Below are 20453 nucleotides of genomic sequence, written 5' to 3' on the forward strand. Positions count from 1 at the left end.
ATCATTAAATCTAAAAATTTTGAATCTGTTTTTGAAAACTTTGCCCCATTTCTTTAAATCTTGATTTCACTTCTTCAAAAAACCAACCCTCACAAAATCCATCAAGGTCATTTTCATCCAATACATCTATTTCAGGTATTTTAAAAGTCTGTTCCATTGGACCAAATTCAAATTTAAGTATGAATTTATTGTTCCAGTTAAAAATGGAAATCCTGATTTCTTCCTTGAAAAATTCTTTAACTACTCTCATGAGGGTCTTCTGACTTCAGAAGTATAGGAAATTTCTGATTTTAAAGAGGAAGCCACTGAACAGTATTTTTCCACGGATAAAGCTACTACTTTAGCAAATTCCTCTTCTTTGGCATCTGGAGAAATCAATACAAACTTTAATTCAATATGGGTATAATAAGAAGGTATTCCATCATTTCGGACACCCTCGATCTCTACAAAAAAATCATTGATTGTCTTCCTTTTCTTTTTCATCATTAACACCGCATCAACTGAAGAACATCCTCCCAAAGCTGAAAGAAGTAAATCCATAGGGGACTGTGCTTTTTTATTGGGAGCGTCATACATATCAATATCAACTTTGTTGCCCTGTAGATTGGATGCCTCATATTCATAGTCGGCCTTCATTCGAACCGTAACTTTCCTTTTACTCATTCCTGTATATAAGTTTATGCTTTATTTTTTTTTGTGACGTCCCATTAACACCTCGATTACCTCATTGAGTTCAACTTCTTTTGCCTCCAATAAAACCAAATAATGAAAAAGCAAATCAGCTGCTTCACCCAAAAATAATTCCTTGTTGTTATCTTTTGCTTCAATGACTATTTCTACCGCTTCCTCTCCAACTTTCTGAGCAATTTTATTGATCCCACTTGCAAAAAGTGAAGTGGTGTATGATTTTTCATCTGGATTGTTTTTGCGATCTTTAATTATTTGTCTTAAGGTTTCTAAAAACACAATCTTAGTATTATTCGGTTCCGTAAAGCAAGTGTCATTTCCTGTATGGCAAACTGGCCCTACAGGCTTAGCTTTCACCAGCAAAGTGTCATTATCACAGTCCAAAGTAAGGGATTCAAGCATCAAAAAATTCCCCGAGGTTTCCCCCTTGGTCCAAAGCTTCCCCTTTGTTCTGCTAAAAAAAGTTACTTTCTTGGTCGCTAAGGTCAGGTCCAATGCTTCCTGGTTCATATATCCCAGCATTAAAACCACATTACTGTCTGCATCTTGAATGATAGCAGGAACCAATCCGTTAACTTTTTCAAAATCTATATTTAAATCATTCATATTTGCTTTACCATTTTTCAAAGATACCTTCCAAATAAGACCTATTATAATCTAACCGGAATTTCTTCTTCTTTTAAATATTCTTTCAAATGGGGAATCGGAATTTCCTTAAAATGGAAAATACTTGCCGCCAGGGCAGCATCTGCCTTTCCAAATGTAAAAACATCCTTAAAATGGACCATATTTCCAGCACCTCCTGAGGCTATGACCGGAATAGATAACATGGAAGATATCTCAGCAGTGATTTCATTGGCAAAACCTGCCTTGGTTCCGTCATGATCCATGGAAGTCAATAAAATTTCACCTGCTCCTCTATCACAAACTTCTTTTGCCCATTCTTGGGTTCTAATTAAAGTAGGCTTTCTTCCCCCATGGGTATGAACAAAATCAATACCATCTAAATTTCGGGTATCTATAGCCACCACGATACATTGAGAACCAAATTCCAATGCCATCTCATTGATTACTCCAGGGTTTTTCACCGCAGCAGAATTGATGGAAATCTTGTCAGCACCTGAGTTTAAAAGGACTTTCACATCCTCCACAGTGGAAATTCCTCCGCCCACTGTAAAGGGGATATTGATGGCTTTTGCAATTTTTGTTACAAGCGCAGAAAGGGTCTTTCTTTTGTCCACAGTAGCAGTGATATCCAAAAAAACCAATTCATCTGCACCCTCATCAGAATAGATTTTTGCCAGTTCCACTGGATCCCCTGCATCCCGTAATTGAACAAAATTTACACCTTTCACGGTTCTGCCGTCTTTGATATCAAGACAGGGTATAATTCTTTTTGTCAACATTTTCGATTTTCCAAAATACAATGTATGGATACATCTCCTTATTTTATGATATTATATTTTTCTTTACTCAACTTTTAAATTAAAAAACTTTTTATTTGCCAAATTCTGACATCTCCTTCAGTGTAATCTTTCCTTCATAAAAGGCCTTACCTACTATCGCACCATACACCCCAATCGCATCCAACTTTTCAAGGTCTTTCATATTAGCTACTCCACCACTTGCAATCAATTTTATTCCAGGAATTTCTTCTAAAATTTCCCTGTATAAATCCAGGGAAGGCCCCTTCAATAAACCATCTTTTGCCACATCTGTACAGATTACATAGGTAATCCCTTTAGAATGATAATCTTTGATGAAATCCATTAATTCTACTCCTGTGGTCTCCTGCCATCCTGAAATAGCAATTTTCTTATCCTTTGCATCTGCGCCTAAAATGATCTGCTCTCCTCCATATTTATTAATCCACGACTGGAAAAGATCGGGATTTTTCACAGCAATACTTCCTCCGGTAACCTGTGATGCACCTAATTGAAATACATTTTCAATATCCTCATCGGATTGGACCCCTCCTCCGAAATCAATCTTTAGTGTTGTAGATTGGGCAATTTTAGCAAGAACCTCTTTATTGATTATTTTTTTGGCTTTTGCACCATCTAGGTCTACTAGGTGAAGACGCCTAATACCGGCATCCTCAAACCGTTTAGCCATTTCCACCGGGTTATCATGATACTCTTTTTTCTGACCATAATCACCTTGGGTAAGCCGGACACATTTCCCCCCTATAATATCTATTGCTGGTATGATTTGCATTTTTTTAATCAAATTGATATACAAATTTTTGATTGTCAAGGAATTGGGATTTTTTAACCCATTTAAATTTTTAGGAAATTTTCAAGAATCCTTTCCCCTACTTTTCCACTTTTTTCCGGGTGTGCCTGCATGGCATAAAAATTTTTCCAATGCATTAAACCTGCAAAATCATGTATGTAGTGGGTTTTAGCAATGGTAAAATCGCTAACTTCACAATAGAAACTATGCACATAATACACGTAAGAATCATTATTCAATCCTTGTAGAAGGGGAGTCTCAAGGTCATAAAGGTTATTCCATCCCACATGAGGAACTTTGAACTCCTCAGAACTTTCAGGAACAAATCTCTTTACTTTCACAGGAAAGACACCTAAGCATGTAGTATTATTCTCTTCTGAATATTCACACAACAATTGCTGACCCAAACATACCCCAAAAAAAGGCTGATGAAGTTGAGGAATGAGTTTATCCAGCTTTTTTTCCCTTAAATACCTCATGGCGGTACTCGCCTCTCCTTGCCCTGGAAAGATAACCTTATCCGCATTTGCTATAAGTTCCAAATCATCGGTCAATACTGCTTCCGCACCCAAGCGTTCTAATGCATAGACCACGGATTGGACATTGCCAGCATTGTATTTAATTACCGCTACTTTCATTTGATATTTTTTTTACCAGGTCCACCTGACCATTTTTTATTGGAAACAGGATTTTTTAGTTTTTTTAATAAAAAAACGTTCCTGACCTTCTGGTCACAAACGTTTTTATACAAGAAATTAAATACTAAATCCCTCACTAAGCTTATTTTTGAGCTGCTTCGGAGACCATTTCTTCCAAAACACCTTCAATTTCAGCAAGAGATTCATACAATTGTTCATAACCTTCGATTATGAAGTATTTATCCTGAAATTTATCTTTCCAATAAGGCGTGTTCATGATTCTTCTTACATTATACTCATAGTGGGAAGGTTCATCTGAAAGACTGTATTTGGTTTCACCTGCCGAACTTAAAATTCCCGCTCCATAAATTTTTATTTCCCCATCTTCCCTGATTAATCCAAATTCAATTGTAAACCAGTAAATCCTTGAAAGCAACTCAATTGCCCATTTGTTGTCAATGTATTTTAAGGCAATCCCACTTAGATTTTCAAGGAAATCAACGTAATGTTGGTTTGTCAACATCGGCATATGGGCAAAGGCATCGTGGAACATATCCGGTTCCTCCAGATAGTCCAACTGTTCCATCTTTCTCAACCAGGTAGAGGAACAAAACCTTTTGTTGTTCATCAGCCCAAAAAACAAATCGTCATCTATAAGTCCTGGAACCACTTGTATTGCCCATCCTGTTGATTTTGCAAGCCTTTTATTGACATCCTCAAAATCCGCAATCCTATCTGCAGTAAAATTGATTTCCTTTATTCCATCCAAATAAGCCTTTGAAGCAGTCTTTGGAAGATTCGCAAACTGTCTTTCAAAAAGAATTTTCCAAACTTTGAAATCCTCCTCTTGGTAAGCAGCATAATCCTGCCTCATTTCTATTAATCTGGGGTCTGAAAAGACCCATTCTTTGGGTTTATTAGTCATTTTATATTTGGGTTAATTCATTTATAATTTCACAAATCCAATGAACTTAATTCACTTTTTTCTAATCCTGAACAAGGGATAATTTTTCTGATGTTCTGAAAATATACTGTAAAGATATAATTTTCAGAATATAATTTTTTTGGCCTCTAATTCTTCCAGATTGATCATAACAGTTCAAACTTTTTGCGAAGAGCAAAGGTCTTTCTTATCCAATCTGCCAAAAGGGCACTCTGTTCAAAATCAAGGGTCTGTTGACCGTCAGAATATGCTTTTTCAGGGATTTCGTGAGTTTCATAAATGATACCATCTGCTCCCGCCATAACTCCTGCCAATGCCATTTGAGGAACAAATTCCCTTATTCCAATTCCATGGGAAGGATCGACAATTACCGGTAAATGCGATTTTGACTTCAATATTGGAACGGCATTAAGGTCCAAAGTGTTTCTGCTCGCCCTTTCATAAGTTCTTATTCCCCTTTCGCAGAGAATTAATTTTTCATTACCTCCTGAAAACACATATTCCGCAGATTGTAACAATTCCTCAATTGTTCCGGAAATGCCTCTTTTGATCATAACCGCTTTATCTACTTTTCCCAACTCATCCAAAAGATTGAAGTTTTGGGTATTCCTTGCCCCTACCTGATAAATATCTGTATAAGGGTACATCTCTTCTATTTGGGAAACCTGCATCACCTCAGTCACAATTTTTATACCTTCTTCTTTAGCAAGGTTATACCATAATTGAAGTCCCTCAATCCCTAAACCCCTGAAGGCATAAGGACTGGATCTCGGTTTGAAAACACCGCCCCGCATCATCTTGATCCCATTTTCCTTCAGGTGTTGGATTATTTTCCTAATCTGCTGCTCAGACTCTATAGAGCAGGGACCCGCAATAATGGCCATGTCCCCATCTTTGATACAGACTCCATCTCCCAAATCAATGGAAGTTGGATTAACTTTCCACTTTTTGGACACTAACTTGTATTCATCTGATACAATATGGATGTCCTTTATACCTTCTTTTTTACCTATTTTTCGGATGTCGAATTCCTTTTTCCCTATCCCTACTAGATAATCTCCCAACTGGGTTTTCACTTCAGTGATCTTATACCCGATTTGATTAACTTCTGCCTTAAGTAAATCTTTTTGCTTTTCGCTGATATCTTCTTTTAATTGAATGATCATAACCTTATTGAATTACTGATTTTATATAGGATTTGATATCCGATTGAAGGTCCTTACTTTCTTTTATTTTTTTTATGAAAGCACTCCCTATGATAGCACCGTTACTGTATTTTGAGGCAATACCGAAAGTTTCCGCATCAGAAATCCCAAAACCTATCAATCGGGGATTCTTAAGATGCATACCCATAACCCTTTTAAAATAATTGATTTGCTCATCTGAAATACTGGATTTAGCCCCTGTAATGCTGTGGGAAGAAACCATATAAATAAACCCATTGGTTTGATGATCAATCTCTAATATCCGTTTCTCACTGGTCTGAGGGGAAATTAGAAAAATATTTCTCAAACCATAATGGTCAAAGAGGGTTTTATATTCATCTAAATATTGCTGCATGGGTAAATCAGGAAGAATTAATCCATCAATTCCTATTTCGTTACATTTCCTGCAAAATGCTTCCATACCGTATTGAATTATAGGATTCAAATATCCCATTAGAACCACCGGCAAGTGGATGCCACGGCGAAAATCACCCAGTTGCTCAAATAACTTTTTCAGACTCATGCCATTCTGCAAAGCAATCATATTACTTTCCTGAATAGTCGGGCCATCAGCAATTGGGTCGGAATAAGGAACACCAATTTCAATGATATCTGCCCCTGCATCCTGTATACCTTTCATTATTGAAAGGGTATCATGTAACTTGGGAAAGCCTGCGGTAAAGTATACAGCAAGCACCCTTTCTTTTTTATTCCTAAATAGTGAATCTATTCTGTTCATTTCTTAAAATTGGATTATTCAACTTGGATTTTGAATATTCTGAAATTGGTAATTGGTAATTGGTAATTATTAATTGGTAATTGGTAATTGAAAATTTAATAACCGCCCCACTTAATATAGGTATCCAAATCCTTGTCTCCCCTTCCTGAAAGATTAATAACTATGATATCATCTTTTTTATATTGAATCATATTCAGGGCATGTAGGGCATGAGCTGTTTCAATTGCAGGGATGATGCCTTCCAATCTACTCAGTTCAATTCCTGCTTTCATGGCATCTTCATCTTCTACAGCCACAAATTCCGCCCTCCCTATATCAAATAAATGGGCATGTACCGGCCCGATTCCCGGATAATCCAATCCCGCAGATATGGAATGGGGTTCCACTACCTGTCCATCTTCTGTCTGCATCATCAAAGTCTTACTGCCATGTAAAATCCCAGGTGTACCCAAAGCTGTTGTCGCAGCTGATTTCCCGGAATTCACCCCTAGACCTGCCGCCTCAGCCGCGATTAGTCGAACTTGGGGAATATTATAATAATGATAAAAAGCTCCTGCAGCATTGCTGCCACCTCCGACGCATGCAACCACCAAATCTGGGTTTTCTGTTCCCTCCTTTTCCTTCAACTGCCATTTAATCTCCTCTGAAATCACGGATTGGAACCTTGCGACCATTTCTGGATAGGGATGAGGTCCAACTACAGAACCTATAATGTAATGTGTATCCACCGGGTTGTTGATCCACTGCCGCATGGCTTCATTGGTAGCATCTTTCAAAGTTTGACTTCCGGATGTGGCAGGAACTACTTTGGCTCCCAAAATCTTCATCCTCTCTACATTTGGGCGCTGTCTTTGGATGTCCAGTGCCCCCATATAAACCGTACATTCCATCCCCATCAAAGCACAAACTGTAGCTGTAGCAACCCCATGTTGGCCTGCGCCGGTTTCTGCAATAATCCGTTTTTTACCAAGCTTTTTTGCCAAAATGATCTGTCCAACCGTATTGTTCACTTTATGGGCACCAGTATGACATAAATCCTCCCTTTTAAGATAAATTTTTGCTCCGTATTTTTCAGATAATCTCTTGGCAAAATATAAAGGAGTAGGCCTTCCTACATAATCTTTGAGTAAGGAATGGAATTCTTTTTGAAACTCCTCAGAAGCCATAATTTGCTCATAATTCTCCTTTAATTCTTCAATGTTGGGATGTAACATTTCGGGTATATATGCACCTCCAAATTTCCCATAAAAACCTTTTTCGTCTACTTTAATCATAATTATTCAGGTTTTGAATGACTCCAGCCAATTCCGCTGAAGCTTAAATTTTTAAATTACTTTTGAACACCTTGATCATTTCTATATCCTTCAATCCAGGTTCCAATTCAAATTTTGAATTGATATCCACTCCAATCATTTGGGGTATTTTTTGCTTAAAACTTTGTATCAGTCCCCCATGCGCGATACTTAGCCCACCACTTAACAGAAAAGGCTTTTGGTAAGGATAATCCAACAACAATTCCCAATTGAATATTTTACCACTTCCGCCATATGCCTGGGTAAAGGTGTCAAAAAGGAAATAATCCACCGTTGGCAAATATGGTTCTAAATTCTCCCATAATATTTGCTCATTTACAGAGATGGCTTTTATAATCGGTAATCCGATTTGCTCTTTGATTTTTTTTACCTGCTCTGCACTTTCATCACCATGTAGCTGCAAAGCATTTAAACTAAAAGTAAAAACTTTGTCCCTTATATCCCTCCAATCCATATCCACAAAAACCCCAACCTTATTGATTGCAATGTCTTTTAATACACCTGCATAAATATCATCCACAAATCTGGGAGAAGGGGGATAGAAAATAAGCCCCATCCAATCTGGATTCACTTGATGTACAAGTTCCCTGACATTGTCAGGTTCCCGCATGCCACAAACCTTTAGTTTCATTTTTATTTTGCCGGGGTCTGTATTTCATTAAGTAATTTTCTGTAGGAGTTCATGAAATTCAAAGCAGCCTGATGTGGGCGATTGGATTTCATAAAATTCTCTCCTATCAAAAAGCCATCAAAACCGGCATTTTTCAAATTCACCAAGGTTTCAGGATGGGAAATTCCACTCTCAGAAATTTTAACAAATTCTGAAGGAATCATATCCACCAACTCAAAAGAAGTATCCAAAGAAACTTCAAATGTTTTGAGGCTCCTGTTATTGACCCCGATCAAGTCTAAATATTCATTTATCGCACCATCCAATTCACCCTTATTATGGACCTCCATTAAAACTTCAAGCCCTAAAGATTTGGCAAAGAATGCCAATTCCTTTAACCTTATGGGCTCTAAAGCTGCCGCAATGAGCAGGATACAGTCTGCTCCTATGGATTTTGCTTCAATGATCTGATATTCATCGATGATAAAATCTTTCCGGAGAATTGGACAAAAATTGAATTTTCTTGCCATGGTGAGGTCTTCATTTTTTCCTCCAAAAAATTCCTTGTCTGTCAAGATGGATAATGCTGAAGCTCCTGCCTGCATATAACCAATAGTAACCGCTTCAACCGAAGCATTGACGTTAATATCGCCTTTTGAGGGGGATTTTCGTTTGAATTCGGCAATAATCCCAGTCTTATCCGCTCTAGTAATATATTGCTTCATGGAAACTACTTCGGAATCATAATAAATACTTTTCTCAAGTAGTTTTACAGGAACCAAACTTTTTTTCTCAGCAATTTCTGATTTCTTATGTGAAATTATCTTTTCTAAAATATCCATGGAAGTTAATTTGAAAATGAAACAAAGGTTTTAGGATTTACAAGTGCTTGGAAAACCCTTAGAGCTTCTCCGCCCAACAATGATTCTTCTGCTTTGGAAATTGCGGTTTCAAAATCTATATTTTGATCTGAGGTAACCAAGGCTGCAGCAGCATTGGCTATAACAACTGCATTCTGTTCTTTTGTGCCCTCCCCCTTCAATATGGATTCAAATATTTTTGCAGAATCTTCCACTGTCTTACCTCCGAGTATTTTTTCCGGTGAAATTTGAGTAAGACCTAAGCTTTCAGGACTGATCAATTTCTCTCCTTCGTTTGAAATCATTTTAAAATTTCCTGTCAATGAAATTTCATCATATCCATCTAAGGCATGAATGATACTGAAATTCCCTTCATGTTCCTGATATAAATAGGCATAAAGTCGGGCCAGTTCCAGGCTGAATACCCCCACCATTTGAATCTTTGGAAAACTAGGGTTGACCATAGGACCCAACATATTGAAGAATGTTTTCACCCCAAGTTCTTTTCTAATAGGAGCTACATTTTTCATCGCGGGATGAAATAAGGGTGCATGTAAAAAACAGATTCCTGCTTCATCTAGACTTTTGCGGATTTTTCCCTCATCATTTGTAAATTCATATCCAAAATGTGCCAACAAATTTGAGGAACCACAAATGGATGAAACACCTGTATTTCCATGCTTGGCTACATGTTGTCCGGCCCCAGCCACAATAAAAGAAGCTAATGTTGAAATGTTAAAAGTATCTTTACCATCTCCTCCTGTACCACAAAGGTCCATGGCATCATATTCCGAAATCCCAACTGGAATACAAAGTTCGAGCATTGCATCCCGGAAACCGGCGAGTTCTTCAACGGTGATGCTTCTCATTAAATAAATGGTCATAAATGCTGCTATCTGACTTTGGTTATATACACCAGTTGCAATATTCTTCAATACTTCCCTAGCCTGTTCTTTAGAAAGCGTTTTATGCTCGATTAAATGGTTTAAAATTTCTTTCATTTTGTTATATTCTCTTTCTTCTCAGATTCTGGAGACTTTAATTATTAGTCATTGATAATTCAAAATTGCTCATTGGTGATTTTTCAGCTTTTCAACCAATTCTTCATGATTTCCAAACCAAATTCGGTTAATATAGACTCCGGGTGAAACTGAAGTCCTTTTACCTTGAACTTCCTGTGCCTCACCCCCATAATTTGGCCATCTGGTGTCCTTGCCATCACTTCCAATTCAATAGGTAAATCTTGTTCGTTAATCACCCAGGAATGATATCGCCCAATATTGAATCTTTTTGGAAGACCATTGAATAATAAATCCTCTTCTATAGTTACTTCGGAAGCCAATCCATGAACAACTTCGGAAAGATTGATCAAGGTACCTCCAAAAGCTTCTCCAATGGCCTGGTGTCCAAGACAAATTCCAAGTATATCTTTTTCGAAAGCAAATTTTTTAATCAATTCAGGCATGATACCCGCTTCTGATGGTATTCCTGGACCGGGAGAAAGTAATATTTTATCATAAAAGACCACATCCTCCAAATTGATTTTGTCATTTCGGATAATATCCATTTGCGGCCCATACCCCAACTTTCTGATCAGGTATACAAGGTTATAGGTAAATGAATCGTAGTTATCTAATACCAGTATTTTCATGTTCAAATTAATTCTGCTGTCTTGAGAGCGACCCTTAATGCCTCGAGTTTATTGGAAACCTCTTGTAATTCCGATTGGATTGAGGATTTTGCGACAACACCTGCACCTGCCTGGAACCTGAGCTGATTATTTTCAGAAACAAAGGATCTAATCAAAATCGCATGGTTGAAATCTCCATTGAATCCAAGGAAACCAATGGCTCCTCCATAAAATTTCCTGGAGGTGTTTTCCAATTCATCAATCAGTTCCATGGCTCTGTACTTAGGAGCTCCGGAAAGTGTTCCTGCCGGGAAAGTATCCGCCACCAATTGAAGTGGATTGGCATTTGGTGGTAAGATCCCAGTAACTTTTGAAACCAAATGAATCACGTGGGAATAATATTGAATTTCCTTAAATACTTCCACTTCTACTTTTTCCGAAGACCTGCTTAAATCATTTCGGGCCAAGTCTACCAGCATCACATGCTCGGAATTTTCCTTGGGATCGTCATAAAGCTTCATTGCTAAACTTGCATCAGCCTGATCATTTCCGGTTCTTTTGAATGTGCCAGCAATGGGGTATATCGTAGCCTTGTTATTTTTTACTACAATCTGGGCTTCCGGAGAACTTCCAAAAACCTTATACGATCCATAATCAAAATAAAACAGGTAAGGGGAAGGATTGACAGATCTTAATGCCCTGTAAACATTGAATTCATCTCCTTTAAATTTGGTGGTAAACCTCCTGGATAAGACAATCTGAAAAACATCCCCTCTGAAACAATGCTCCTGTCCTTTTTTAAGAATGTCAAGAAACTCCTCATCTGTGTAGTTGGAAAACTCCTCTCCAACCAATTTGAAAGAATAATATGGTATATTTTTACTGTTCAAAATCGTCTCAAGCTCATTAATATACCCTAACCTTTCCGATCCTTCAACCTGGTGTTCAAATAGATACATCTCATTTTTGAAGTGGTCGACTACTATTACATTTTGATAAACTGCATAATGCATCATGGGCACATTATCTGGGGTGGAGTTTCTCAATCTGATATCCTCAAAATAGCCTACCGAATCATATTGCATATAGCCGAAAAGCCCGTTACTTATGAACTTGTGTTTCCCATTTCCATCTGAAAATTTAGAAGAAAAATCCCTTAGAAAATCAATAAGTTTAAGGTCTGGATGGACATCATAGATAAGGCTTTCTCCATTAGGTAAGACTTCCCTGATTTTCCCATTGTTAAAAGAAAAAGTAGCGATAGGATTGAAACAGACATAAGAATAGCTATTTTCCTGTCCATGGTAATCAGAACTTTCCAACAGGATTGGATTGGCAAATCTATCCCTTACCTGAAGGTAAATACTTACCGGAGTTATCGTATCCGCAAGTAATTTTTTGAAAGTTGTTTTTATAGTAAATGATTTCATAATTCAGCTTTAAAACAAAAAAGGCCTGCCGGGAAAAACCCAGCAAGCCTTTTAGATATTTTTACAAACAAAGATCAGGCAATAGCTATCGGTTCTTCCCCGTAATGAGAAGTTAAGTGCCACCACCAATATTTTGTTTGGTTCATTTTCATTTATGACTTCAAATCTAGTTATGCATTTCTAGAAATAAAACAGATTTATAAAAAAAAGTTGAAAATTCTTTTATGTTTTCTTGAAGTTATTGATCTGATAATCATTGAGACTTTACATTCAAATTCACTTTTTAAAATGACCAAAGGTAATTTTTTCTTAAATTTGAAATCTATATGAAAAATCTTCCCCAATATTTTAAACGTGTTTTTGATGATTACCAGGTATTGGTCAAAGTCAATCCAGATGATTATACAGGTACTGAATTGATTATACATCCTGATGGAAAAATAGAAAAAACAGAAGTGGAGTTTGATGAAGAAATATTTGAAGATTTACAGGTAGATGAATTTGTCAATTGTAGTCCTTTGGAATTCAATTTACACTTGGCAAAAACAAAAAGCTGATTTTAAATTTTTTCTTTTTAGAACCGACAAAATTTCTTCTACACCCTCTGCATATTCATGTGCTGTAAAGACGAGGCTTAATTTTTTTTGAGTGATATCCGACCTGATGATACCCCCAAAGCTTTCTTCCTGTTGTGCAAACCCATTCTGCAAGAGAATTAATAGAGTGAAAAATAAATATATCTCAGTTGGAATTCTTTTCATTTAAGGATACAATTTACAAAACGCATTTTTAAATCCAATTATGAGCACTTATGCAGTTATTTTTATGTAAAAATGAAACAACCTGAGAAAAATCACTTTCTTTTTTAATTCTTTTTGATAGCTTAACAACATCAATTATTTAGAACAAGGATAATTTCTCTTTTAATCACTTTCTTTCCATGATATTAGGAATACTAAAGGAACCACAGGATGAGTCTAGGGTCGCTTTTTTACCTGAAGCTGTAAAAACACTACTTTCCTGGAAGGTTTCGGTCTGGGTCGAAAAAGACGCCGGATCAAAAGCTTTTGCATCAGATGAGCTCTATCAGTCAATTGGTGCAGAAATTCACAACAGAAATGAGGTAATTTCTCAATCAGATCTCCTTATAGGGATACAGCCGATCTCTGAAGTGGAAATATCCTCTATGAAGCCAAGAGCGGTACTGATGGGTCAACTTAATGCTTTATACAATCCTGAGCTTACCAAATATTTAATAGAAAACAACCGGACCGCCTTTAGTATGGAACTTGTCCCAAGGACAACGCGGGCCCAAGCAATGGATGTACTTTCTTCTATGGCAACAGTCACAGGGTATAAGGCAGTATTGATGGCAGCGGATTTGCTGCCCCGTTTTTTCCCCATGTTTATGACAGCGGCCGGAAGTATTACCCCATCCCGGGTTCTTATCTTGGGAGCCGGAGTTGCTGGACTTCAAGCCATTGCAACTGCGAGGAGACTTGGAGCCTCTGTTTTCGCTTTTGATGTAAGGCAAGCTGCCAAGGAGGAAGTACTTTCCCTTGGTGCAAAGTTTGTGGATGTGGAAGGAGCCAAAGAAGATAAAAGTGCGGGAGGCTATGCAGTCGAACAAAACGAAGAGTTTTTACAGCGCCAAAAAGATACCATCCATGAACATGCTTCCAAGGCAGATGTGATTATCACTACCGCCCAAATCCCAGGAAGGAAAGCCCCTCTCTTGGTAGAAGAAAGAACAGTTAAAGTGATGAAACCTGGTTCAGTGATCATAGACCTAGCTGCTTCTTCAGGAGGTAACTGCGCCCTTTCCCAACCCGACAAAACTGTTGAGATCAACGGAGTAAGGATAGTCGGTGTCGGAAATCTAGCCGCGAAAATGCCACAAGATGCCAGTAAGATGTATGGTAAAAATTACCTGAATTTTCTAAAACTCATCATCAAAGATGGAAATATCAATCTGAATTTTGAGGATGATATCGTTCAAGGCACCTGTGTTTGCCATGACGGGAAACCTGTCAGCTCTAGAATTCAAATCTAAAACAATTGATTATGGAAGAAATATTAAAATATATAGGGGATAACATGGAAATGATATATTTCCTGGTGTTGGCCATATTACTCGGTGTGGAAGTTATTTCAAATGTTCCGGCAATATTACATACGCCATTGATGTCAGGAGCCAATGCCATTCACGGGGTAGTCGTCGTAGGCGCGATCATTGTCATGCTCCAGGCCTCCCCCGATAATTACCTTGCCTTAACTGTAGGATTTCTAGCAGTTATTGTAGGGACCTTAAATGTGATCGGTGGTTTTGTAGTAACTGACCGTATGTTGGAGATGTTTAAGAAAAAACCCAAGAAATCATGAGCCTTAATTTACTAGAAATAAGCTATTTGATAGCTTCCCTTACCTTTATCATAGGCTTAAAAATGTTGAGCCATCCTGATTCTGCTAGAAAAGGAAATCTAATAGCAGCAGCAGGAATGTTAATTGCCATTGTAGCCACTCTTACCATATTCCAGGAGTTTGATTCAGGAAAAATGCTCAACTATGGTCTCATTTTCGGTGGACTAGTGATAGGTACAATCATTGGTACTGTCATGGCAAAAAAAGTCCAAATGACAGCCATGCCCCAAATGGTTTCCTTTTTTAACGGAATGGGCGGAGCCTGTGCAGCATTGATTGCTATTATAGAATATCAGCACCACCAGCATACCACAGTCACCGGATTTGACGGAGAGTTATTGGTCATGCTTTTAGGTCTTCTTATTGGATCAGTATCTTTTTCGGGTTCCATGATTGCTTATGGAAAACTTGAAGGTAAAATCAAAGACAAAGCCCTCCCAATGAATCAGGCCATCAACATGATTCTTTTGGGTGCAATTGTGGTGTTAATTCTTTATCAGCTATTTGCTGAATCTACTCCTTTGGAATTTTATATTCTACTTGGATTGGCATTGGTTTATGGGGTGTTGTTTGTGATGCCTATAGGTGGAGCGGATATGCCTGTGGTCATTTCCTTATTGAACTCTTTCACTGGTATGGCCGCTGCATTTGGCGGATTCCTTTATGGCAATAAAGCCATGTTGACTGGCGGTATTTTGGTGGGTTCCGCTGGAACAATTCTGACAATATTGATGTGTAACGCCATGAACCGTTCATTGACTAATGTATTGCTGGGCGCCTTTGGTGGAACTGCCGGTGGGGCTGCTAAAGGTCAAACTGGTGATCAAACCGTCAGGGAAATCAGCATTTCAGATACAGCAGTTCTGCTTTCCTATTCCCAAAATGTTGTTATTGTTCCTGGATACGGTCTTGCTGTTGCTCAAGCCCAACATATTTGCCATGAATTGGAAAAACTTTTGGAAGAAAAAGGTGTGGAAGTGAACTATGCCATACATCCTGTGGCAGGAAGAATGCCAGGACATATGAACGTCCTATTAGCTGAGGCTGATGTGCCTTATGAAAGGTTACAGGAAATGGAAGAAATCAACCCCAAAATGCCAAATATGGATGTAGTGGTGGTAATTGGCGCAAATGATGTAGTAAATCCTGCCGCAAAAAATGACCCATCTTCTCCCATTTATGGAATGCCGATTTTGGAAGTTGATCAAGCCAAAAATGTCATCATTCTTAAAAGAGGCATGAGTGCTGGATATGCCGGCATTGAAAACGAATTGTTCTTTTATCCAAAAACCAGAATGTTGTTTGGTGATGCTAAAGACTCTTTACAAAAGCTTGTTTCTGAGGTAAAAGAGGTTTAAAGGATACCATAGGAAAAGAAATTTGAGATTATTTGTATCGATGTATTTCCTTTGATAAATAAATTTCTGAACAAGACAACTCATAAAAGGAGGTCAAATTTCTGACCTTCTTTTTTTGTTTTATACACGGTCATTATTATAAAATTATGCATTTGAGATTATATCAATAAATCCGCTTATTTTTTTACCTTTATGCATCATATATTAATATTTCTTGATATAATTCATGTTAAAGAATACAAAAATTGCCATTATTGGTTGCGGCAACTTAGGAACTTCCATAGTGAATGGTTTATTGGACCGTGGAGAGATTTTACCCCAAAACCTTCATGTCACTAAGAGAAATCCCTCTAGCCTCCTCTTTATTCAAGATAAAGGAGTAAAAGTGCATTCAGATAATGTTCTTGCGGCAAAAAATGCCGAATTGGTTATCCTTGGTGTCAAACCATATAACGTATCCTCAATTTTAAATGAAATCAAGCATGTTCTTGATCCTAAAAAGCAAGTTATTGTTTCATTGGCCACAGGAATCACTTTGGATGAAATGTATGAAGTACTTGACCATGATACAAAAGCATTCAGGGCCATGCCAAATATTGCCGCAGATATAAGGGAATCTATAACTTGCATTTGCTCCAGAAACAGTAATCAACTTGCCGAAGACCAGGTTAAGGATTTATTCAATAGCATTGGATTTACTATAACGATAGATGAAAGTTTGATGGAAGCAGCCACTGTGCTAGGGGCTTGCGGGATTGCTTATGTATTGAGATTTATGCGTGCCATGATCCAAGGAGGCATTCAAATTGGTTTTGATGCCCAAACAGCAAGTAAAATTGTAAACCAGACGGTGAAAGGTGCTGCTGAGCTTATGATTCAAAAAAACATGCACCCTGAAGAAGCAATTGATAAAGTGACAACCCCTAAGGGATGTACTATAGTTGGCTTGAATGAAATGGAGCATCAGGGTTTTTCTGCGGCGATGGTACGTGGCGTGTTGGCCTCATACGAAAAAATAGAAAAAATATAATCCCAATGTTTTAATTTGGATAAGGCGGTAAGTCAATTTCAATCATTATCAAAAATGATTGAAATAAATTCGAACCAAATTTTATTTTTCTAAAGCATTTGTCTAAATTTGCGGTCTTGAATTATCAGGAGGTACCGTGAAATTCTTAAGATCTTACAATATTGATATCATCAAATTAAAAGAAGGAAGACATTCTTTTACATTTGAGGTAAGTGATGAGTTCTTTAAATTTTACGAAGCTGAGGAATGGATCAAAGGATCCAACATTACTGTAACTGTAAATATCAACAAAACTTCCTCTGTTCTAGAAGCGGATTTTGTTTTTAATGGAACGGTTAGATTAATCTGCGACAGGAGTTTGGAGGAGTTTGATTACCCAATTGACCTCAGGGAAAAGGTCATTTATAAATACGGGGCAATTGAACAGGAGATCAGTGAAGATGTTTTCATGATTACAAAAGACACATCAAGTATCAATGTGGCTCAGTTGTTTTATGAATTCATCATGCTGGCCATTCCAGCCAAAAAGATTCATCCAGACTATCTATATGAAATGGATGAGGATGACTTTAATGAAGAAGGTAGCCTGGTCTACATTTCGGATGAAAAGCAAGAATTAAATATGGAAGAACAGGAGGAACAAAACTCTTCAGTACTTCCAGTAGACCCAAGATGGGAAATATTAAATAAGTTAAAGAAAAAAGATTAATCTAAAATAGTATAGAGATGGCACATCCTAAACGCAAAATTTCGAAAACCAGAAGAGACAAAAGAAGAACTCATTATAAGTTAACTGCTCCAGGTCTTGCCCAATGCCCTACTACAGGTGAATTCCATTTACCTCACAGAGCATTTTGGCTTGATGGTAAACTGTATTACAGAGGACAAGTTATCATGGAGAAAGAAGTTCTAGCTTAACGATTACAAAAAAGACCTTAAAAAAACCATCCTGAAATCACTCGGGATGGATTTTTTTTTAATATGGGTATAGTGAAAACTGATTTTGTATGAACTATTACATTCTAAAAGCCAAAAATCCTTGGTGAAAAAGCACATTTTAGATAATTTTGTGGCCTTGCTTGGCCAAATGTCTGTGAAGTGCATTCAATATGACTTTAAAGCACTTTAGACCAAGGATTTAGTAAAAAGCTAATTCCAAGTTTGAAATAAACATTTAATGAAAAAAACCAGAGCAGTAATTACAGGTGTTCACGGATGGGTCCCTGAATATATTTTGACCAACCGGGAATTGGAAACCATGGTAGACACTAATGACGAATGGATTGTCACCAGAACCGGTATAAAAGAAAGAAGAATCCTCAAGGGAGAAAACCAGGGAACTTCGGTAATTGGTATCAACGCGGTTAAAGGTCTTCTCAAAAAAACCAATACTGATCCTGAAGATATTGATCTGATCATTTGCGCTACAGTCACCCCGGACATGCCATTTCCAGCAACTGCAAATATCATAGCAGATGGTGTGGGAGCTAAAAACAGTTTTAGTTTTGATATTTCGGCAGCCTGTTCTGGATTTTTATATGCACTTACCATGGGAAGTCAGTTTATAGAAACAGGAATGCATAAAAAAGTAATCGTAGTTGGAGCAGATAAAATGTCTTCCATCATTGACTATGAGGACAGAGCTACCTGTATCATTTTTGGTGACGGGGGTGGTGCTGTATTGTTAGAGCCTACCGAGGAAGAGTTTGGGGTAATGGACTCCTTACTTCATGCTGATGGCTCAGGGGCACCCTATCTTCATATGAAAGCTGGAGGCAGCAGAAAACCCGCAAGCATTGAAACAGTAACTGCAAGGGAACATTTCGCATACCAGGAAGGATCCACTGTTTTCAAATTCGCAGTAACCAACATGGCAGAAGTAAGCGCCCAGGTGATGGAAAGAAATAACCTTGTGGCTGAGGATGTTGCCTGGTTAGTACCCCATCAAGCGAATAAGAGGATAATCGATGCAACAGCTAACCGCATGGGAATTGGTCCTGAAAAAGTGATGCTCAATATTGAAAAATATGGAAATACTACTGCAGGGACTCTTCCACTTTGCCTTTGGGACTATGAACCAATGCTCAAGAAAGGCGACAACTTGATTTTGGCAGCCTTTGGTGGAGGATTTACATGGGGAGCGATATATCTTAAATGGGGATATGATCCAAAATAAAAAAAATAATAAATAAAAGTATGGCTTCAACTGCAGATTTCAAAAATGGACTTTGTCTTGAAATGAATAATGACATATTTTCCATCGTGGAATTCCAGCATGTAAAACCCGGAAAAGGGGCGGCATTTGTAAGAACCAAACTGAAAAGTCTGACAACTGGAAAAGTATTGGATAAAACTTTCAGTGCAGGTGAAAAAGTAACCACCGCAAGGGTAGAGAAAAGACCCCATCAGTTCATTTATGCAGATGATATGGGTTACCATTTTATGGATACTGAAACTTTCGAACAAATCCCTATTCAGGAAAAACTGATTGAAAGAGCTAACCTATTAAAAGAAGGGCAATTGGTAGACATTTTGGTTCACGCCGAAACTGAAACCCCATTAGCCGTGGAATTGCCTGCATTCGTGGAATTGATGATCACCTACACGGAACCTGGCATAAAAGGAGATACAGCAACTAATGCCTTGAAACCTGCTACTCTCGAAACAGGTGCGACGGTTATGGTTCCTTTATTTGTAGACCAGGATACAATGATCAGGGTGGATACAAGAGATGGATCTTATTCTGAAAGAGTAAAATAATTTTAAAATGCATTGTGATTTACCTATATTACACTGCTTGATTTCCTAATTCCCAGAACAAACCCAAACAAATATCCTAGAGGATATTGCTAAACTTAACTTATCATGAAAGCAAAAGAAATTCAGGATTTAATAGATTTTATTTCAAACTCCGGACTTGCCGAAGTGAAAATTGAAACAGAAGAATTTAAACTTTCTATAAAAAAATATTCGGAAGCTCCTGTAGTAAAAGTTGAATCTGCTCCAATAGCTGCTCCTGTTCCTGTAGCTCCAGCCGCTGCTCCTGCTGCTCCTATTGCTGCACCTGCTGCAAAGGAGGACACCAGTAGGTATGTGGAAATAAAATCTCCAATGATTGGTACTTTTTACAGAACGCCAAATCCTGATTCCGAACCATTTGCAAGTGTAGGTGATACAGTATCTGTGGGTCAAACGGTATGTATTATTGAGGCGATGAAACTTTTCAATGAGATTGAATCTGAAGTTTCTGGCAAAATTGTGAAGGTATTGGTTGATAATGCTCAACCAGTAGAGTACGATCAGCCTTTATTCTTGGTAGATCCAGCAGGATAATTATTGTTTAATAAACCAGAG

Annotated in this window: 25 protein-coding genes; 10 read left to right on the top strand and 15 right to left on the bottom strand. The window is 37.8% G+C overall.

The features are described from left to right. Nucleotides 1-10: 10 nt before the first annotated feature. The 15 genes from ACFSKV_RS17535 to ACFSKV_RS17605 form a co-directional block, all read right to left on the bottom strand. On the bottom strand, nt 11-250 hold the full coding sequence (locus tag ACFSKV_RS17535) for a hypothetical protein (protein WP_380805720.1): 240 nt from the start codon (nt 248-250) through the stop codon (nt 11-13). Further along, nucleotides 247-663, bottom strand: coding sequence for an OsmC family protein (locus tag ACFSKV_RS17540; protein WP_380805723.1), 417 nt, complete (start codon nt 661-663; stop codon nt 247-249). Before ACFSKV_RS17540 ends, ACFSKV_RS17535 begins: the two co-directional genes overlap by 4 nt. A 21-nt stretch (nt 664-684) precedes the next feature. After that, complete coding sequence (hisIE, locus tag ACFSKV_RS17545; RefSeq protein ID WP_380805726.1) at nt 685-1293, bottom strand: bifunctional phosphoribosyl-AMP cyclohydrolase/phosphoribosyl-ATP diphosphatase HisIE; 609 nt, start codon at nt 1291-1293, stop codon at nt 685-687. A 44-nt stretch (nt 1294-1337) separates the two neighbouring features. Further along, entirely contained in the window at nt 1338-2093 is a 756-nt protein-coding gene (gene hisF / locus ACFSKV_RS17550; RefSeq protein ID WP_380805729.1) for an imidazole glycerol phosphate synthase subunit HisF, read from the bottom strand. A gap of 91 nt (nt 2094-2184) precedes the next feature. Continuing rightward, nucleotides 2185-2904, bottom strand: a complete 720-nt coding sequence (hisA, locus tag ACFSKV_RS17555; RefSeq protein WP_380805732.1) for a 1-(5-phosphoribosyl)-5-[(5-phosphoribosylamino)methylideneamino]imidazole-4-carboxamide isomerase — start codon at nt 2902-2904, stop codon at nt 2185-2187. Between the two features lie 62 nt (nt 2905-2966). Further along, on the bottom strand, nt 2967-3560 hold the full coding sequence (gene hisH, locus ACFSKV_RS17560; RefSeq protein ID WP_380805735.1) for an imidazole glycerol phosphate synthase subunit HisH: 594 nt from the start codon (nt 3558-3560) through the stop codon (nt 2967-2969). 142 nt (nt 3561-3702) lie between these two features. Continuing rightward, nucleotides 3703-4485, bottom strand: a complete 783-nt coding sequence (locus ACFSKV_RS17565) for a phenylalanine 4-monooxygenase (protein WP_380805738.1) — start codon at nt 4483-4485, stop codon at nt 3703-3705. A gap of 164 nt (nt 4486-4649) precedes the next feature. Then, complete coding sequence (aroF, locus tag ACFSKV_RS17570; RefSeq protein ID WP_380805741.1) at nt 4650-5669, bottom strand: 3-deoxy-7-phosphoheptulonate synthase; 1020 nt, start codon at nt 5667-5669, stop codon at nt 4650-4652. A 4-nt stretch (nt 5670-5673) separates the two neighbouring features. Beyond that, nucleotides 5674-6447: a tryptophan synthase subunit alpha gene (trpA, locus tag ACFSKV_RS17575; protein ID WP_380805743.1), complete on the bottom strand. Its 774-nt coding sequence runs from the start codon at nt 6445-6447 to the stop codon at nt 5674-5676. Nucleotides 6448-6542: 95 nt separating this feature from the next. Continuing rightward, nucleotides 6543-7721 carry a tryptophan synthase subunit beta gene (gene trpB / locus ACFSKV_RS17580; RefSeq protein ID WP_380805745.1) on the bottom strand — a complete coding sequence of 393 codons (1179 nt, stop codon included), beginning with the start codon at nt 7719-7721 and terminating at the stop codon, nt 6543-6545. Between the two features lie 43 nt (nt 7722-7764). Further along, a complete protein-coding gene (locus ACFSKV_RS17585) occupies nt 7765-8391 on the bottom strand; it encodes a phosphoribosylanthranilate isomerase (protein ID WP_380805747.1) in 627 nt (208 codons plus the stop codon). A 2-nt stretch (nt 8392-8393) separates the two neighbouring features. Continuing rightward, nucleotides 8394-9212 carry an indole-3-glycerol phosphate synthase TrpC gene (gene trpC, locus ACFSKV_RS17590; RefSeq protein ID WP_380805750.1) on the bottom strand — a complete coding sequence of 273 codons (819 nt, stop codon included), beginning with the start codon at nt 9210-9212 and terminating at the stop codon, nt 8394-8396. A gap of 5 nt (nt 9213-9217) precedes the next feature. Continuing rightward, nucleotides 9218-10231: an anthranilate phosphoribosyltransferase gene (gene trpD / locus ACFSKV_RS17595; RefSeq protein ID WP_380805752.1), complete on the bottom strand. Its 1014-nt coding sequence runs from the start codon at nt 10229-10231 to the stop codon at nt 9218-9220. An 83-nt stretch (nt 10232-10314) separates the two neighbouring features. After that, nucleotides 10315-10881 carry an anthranilate synthase component II gene (locus ACFSKV_RS17600; RefSeq protein WP_380805754.1) on the bottom strand — a complete coding sequence of 189 codons (567 nt, stop codon included), beginning with the start codon at nt 10879-10881 and terminating at the stop codon, nt 10315-10317. Nucleotides 10882-10883: 2 nt separating this feature from the next. Beyond that, nucleotides 10884-12290, bottom strand: coding sequence for an anthranilate synthase component I family protein (locus tag ACFSKV_RS17605; protein WP_380805757.1), 1407 nt, complete (start codon nt 12288-12290; stop codon nt 10884-10886). A 326-nt stretch (nt 12291-12616) separates the two neighbouring features. Here ACFSKV_RS17605 and ACFSKV_RS17610 point away from each other — a divergent pair, with 326 nt between their 5' ends. The 10 genes from ACFSKV_RS17610 (at nt 12617) to accB (ending at nt 20432) form a co-directional block, all read left to right on the top strand. Further along, nucleotides 12617-12847 (top strand): ligand-gated ion channel, encoded by a 231-nt coding sequence (locus tag ACFSKV_RS17610; protein WP_380805760.1) that lies wholly within the window; start codon nt 12617-12619, stop codon nt 12845-12847. Nucleotides 12848-13230: 383 nt separating this feature from the next. Then, on the top strand, nt 13231-14343 hold the full coding sequence (locus tag ACFSKV_RS17615; RefSeq protein WP_380805763.1) for a Re/Si-specific NAD(P)(+) transhydrogenase subunit alpha: 1113 nt from the start codon (nt 13231-13233) through the stop codon (nt 14341-14343). Between the two features lie 11 nt (nt 14344-14354). Continuing rightward, on the top strand, nt 14355-14672 hold the full coding sequence (locus tag ACFSKV_RS17620) for an NAD(P) transhydrogenase subunit alpha part 2 (RefSeq protein ID WP_380805765.1): 318 nt from the start codon (nt 14355-14357) through the stop codon (nt 14670-14672). Continuing rightward, nucleotides 14669-16069, top strand: coding sequence for an NAD(P)(+) transhydrogenase (Re/Si-specific) subunit beta (locus ACFSKV_RS17625; protein WP_380805767.1), 1401 nt, complete (start codon nt 14669-14671; stop codon nt 16067-16069). The genes ACFSKV_RS17620 and ACFSKV_RS17625 overlap by 4 nt, the downstream gene beginning before the upstream one ends. A 226-nt stretch (nt 16070-16295) precedes the next feature. Then, complete coding sequence (proC, locus tag ACFSKV_RS17630; RefSeq protein WP_380805770.1) at nt 16296-17099, top strand: pyrroline-5-carboxylate reductase; 804 nt, start codon at nt 16296-16298, stop codon at nt 17097-17099. A 136-nt stretch (nt 17100-17235) separates the two neighbouring features. Further along, complete coding sequence (locus ACFSKV_RS17635) at nt 17236-17808, top strand: YceD family protein (RefSeq protein ID WP_380805773.1); 573 nt, start codon at nt 17236-17238, stop codon at nt 17806-17808. Nucleotides 17809-17825: 17 nt separating this feature from the next. Then, nucleotides 17826-18017 (top strand): 50S ribosomal protein L32, encoded by a 192-nt coding sequence (rpmF, locus tag ACFSKV_RS17640; RefSeq protein ID WP_380805775.1) that lies wholly within the window; start codon nt 17826-17828, stop codon nt 18015-18017. Nucleotides 18018-18276: 259 nt separating this feature from the next. Then, entirely contained in the window at nt 18277-19275 is a 999-nt protein-coding gene (locus ACFSKV_RS17645; RefSeq protein ID WP_380805777.1) for a beta-ketoacyl-ACP synthase III, read from the top strand. A gap of 20 nt (nt 19276-19295) precedes the next feature. Beyond that, the gene (gene efp / locus ACFSKV_RS17650) at nt 19296-19859 is read left to right on the top strand and encodes an elongation factor P (RefSeq protein WP_380805779.1); all 564 of its coding nucleotides are present in this window, start codon (nt 19296-19298) and stop codon (nt 19857-19859) included. A gap of 105 nt (nt 19860-19964) precedes the next feature. Further along, nucleotides 19965-20432 (top strand): acetyl-CoA carboxylase biotin carboxyl carrier protein, encoded by a 468-nt coding sequence (gene accB, locus ACFSKV_RS17655; protein ID WP_380805782.1) that lies wholly within the window; start codon nt 19965-19967, stop codon nt 20430-20432. Nucleotides 20433-20453: the final 21 nt, after the last annotated feature.

The organism is Shivajiella indica (assembly GCF_042683085.1).
In the GTDB taxonomy this organism is placed as follows: Bacteria; Bacteroidota; Bacteroidia; order Cytophagales; family Cyclobacteriaceae; genus Shivajiella; species Shivajiella indica.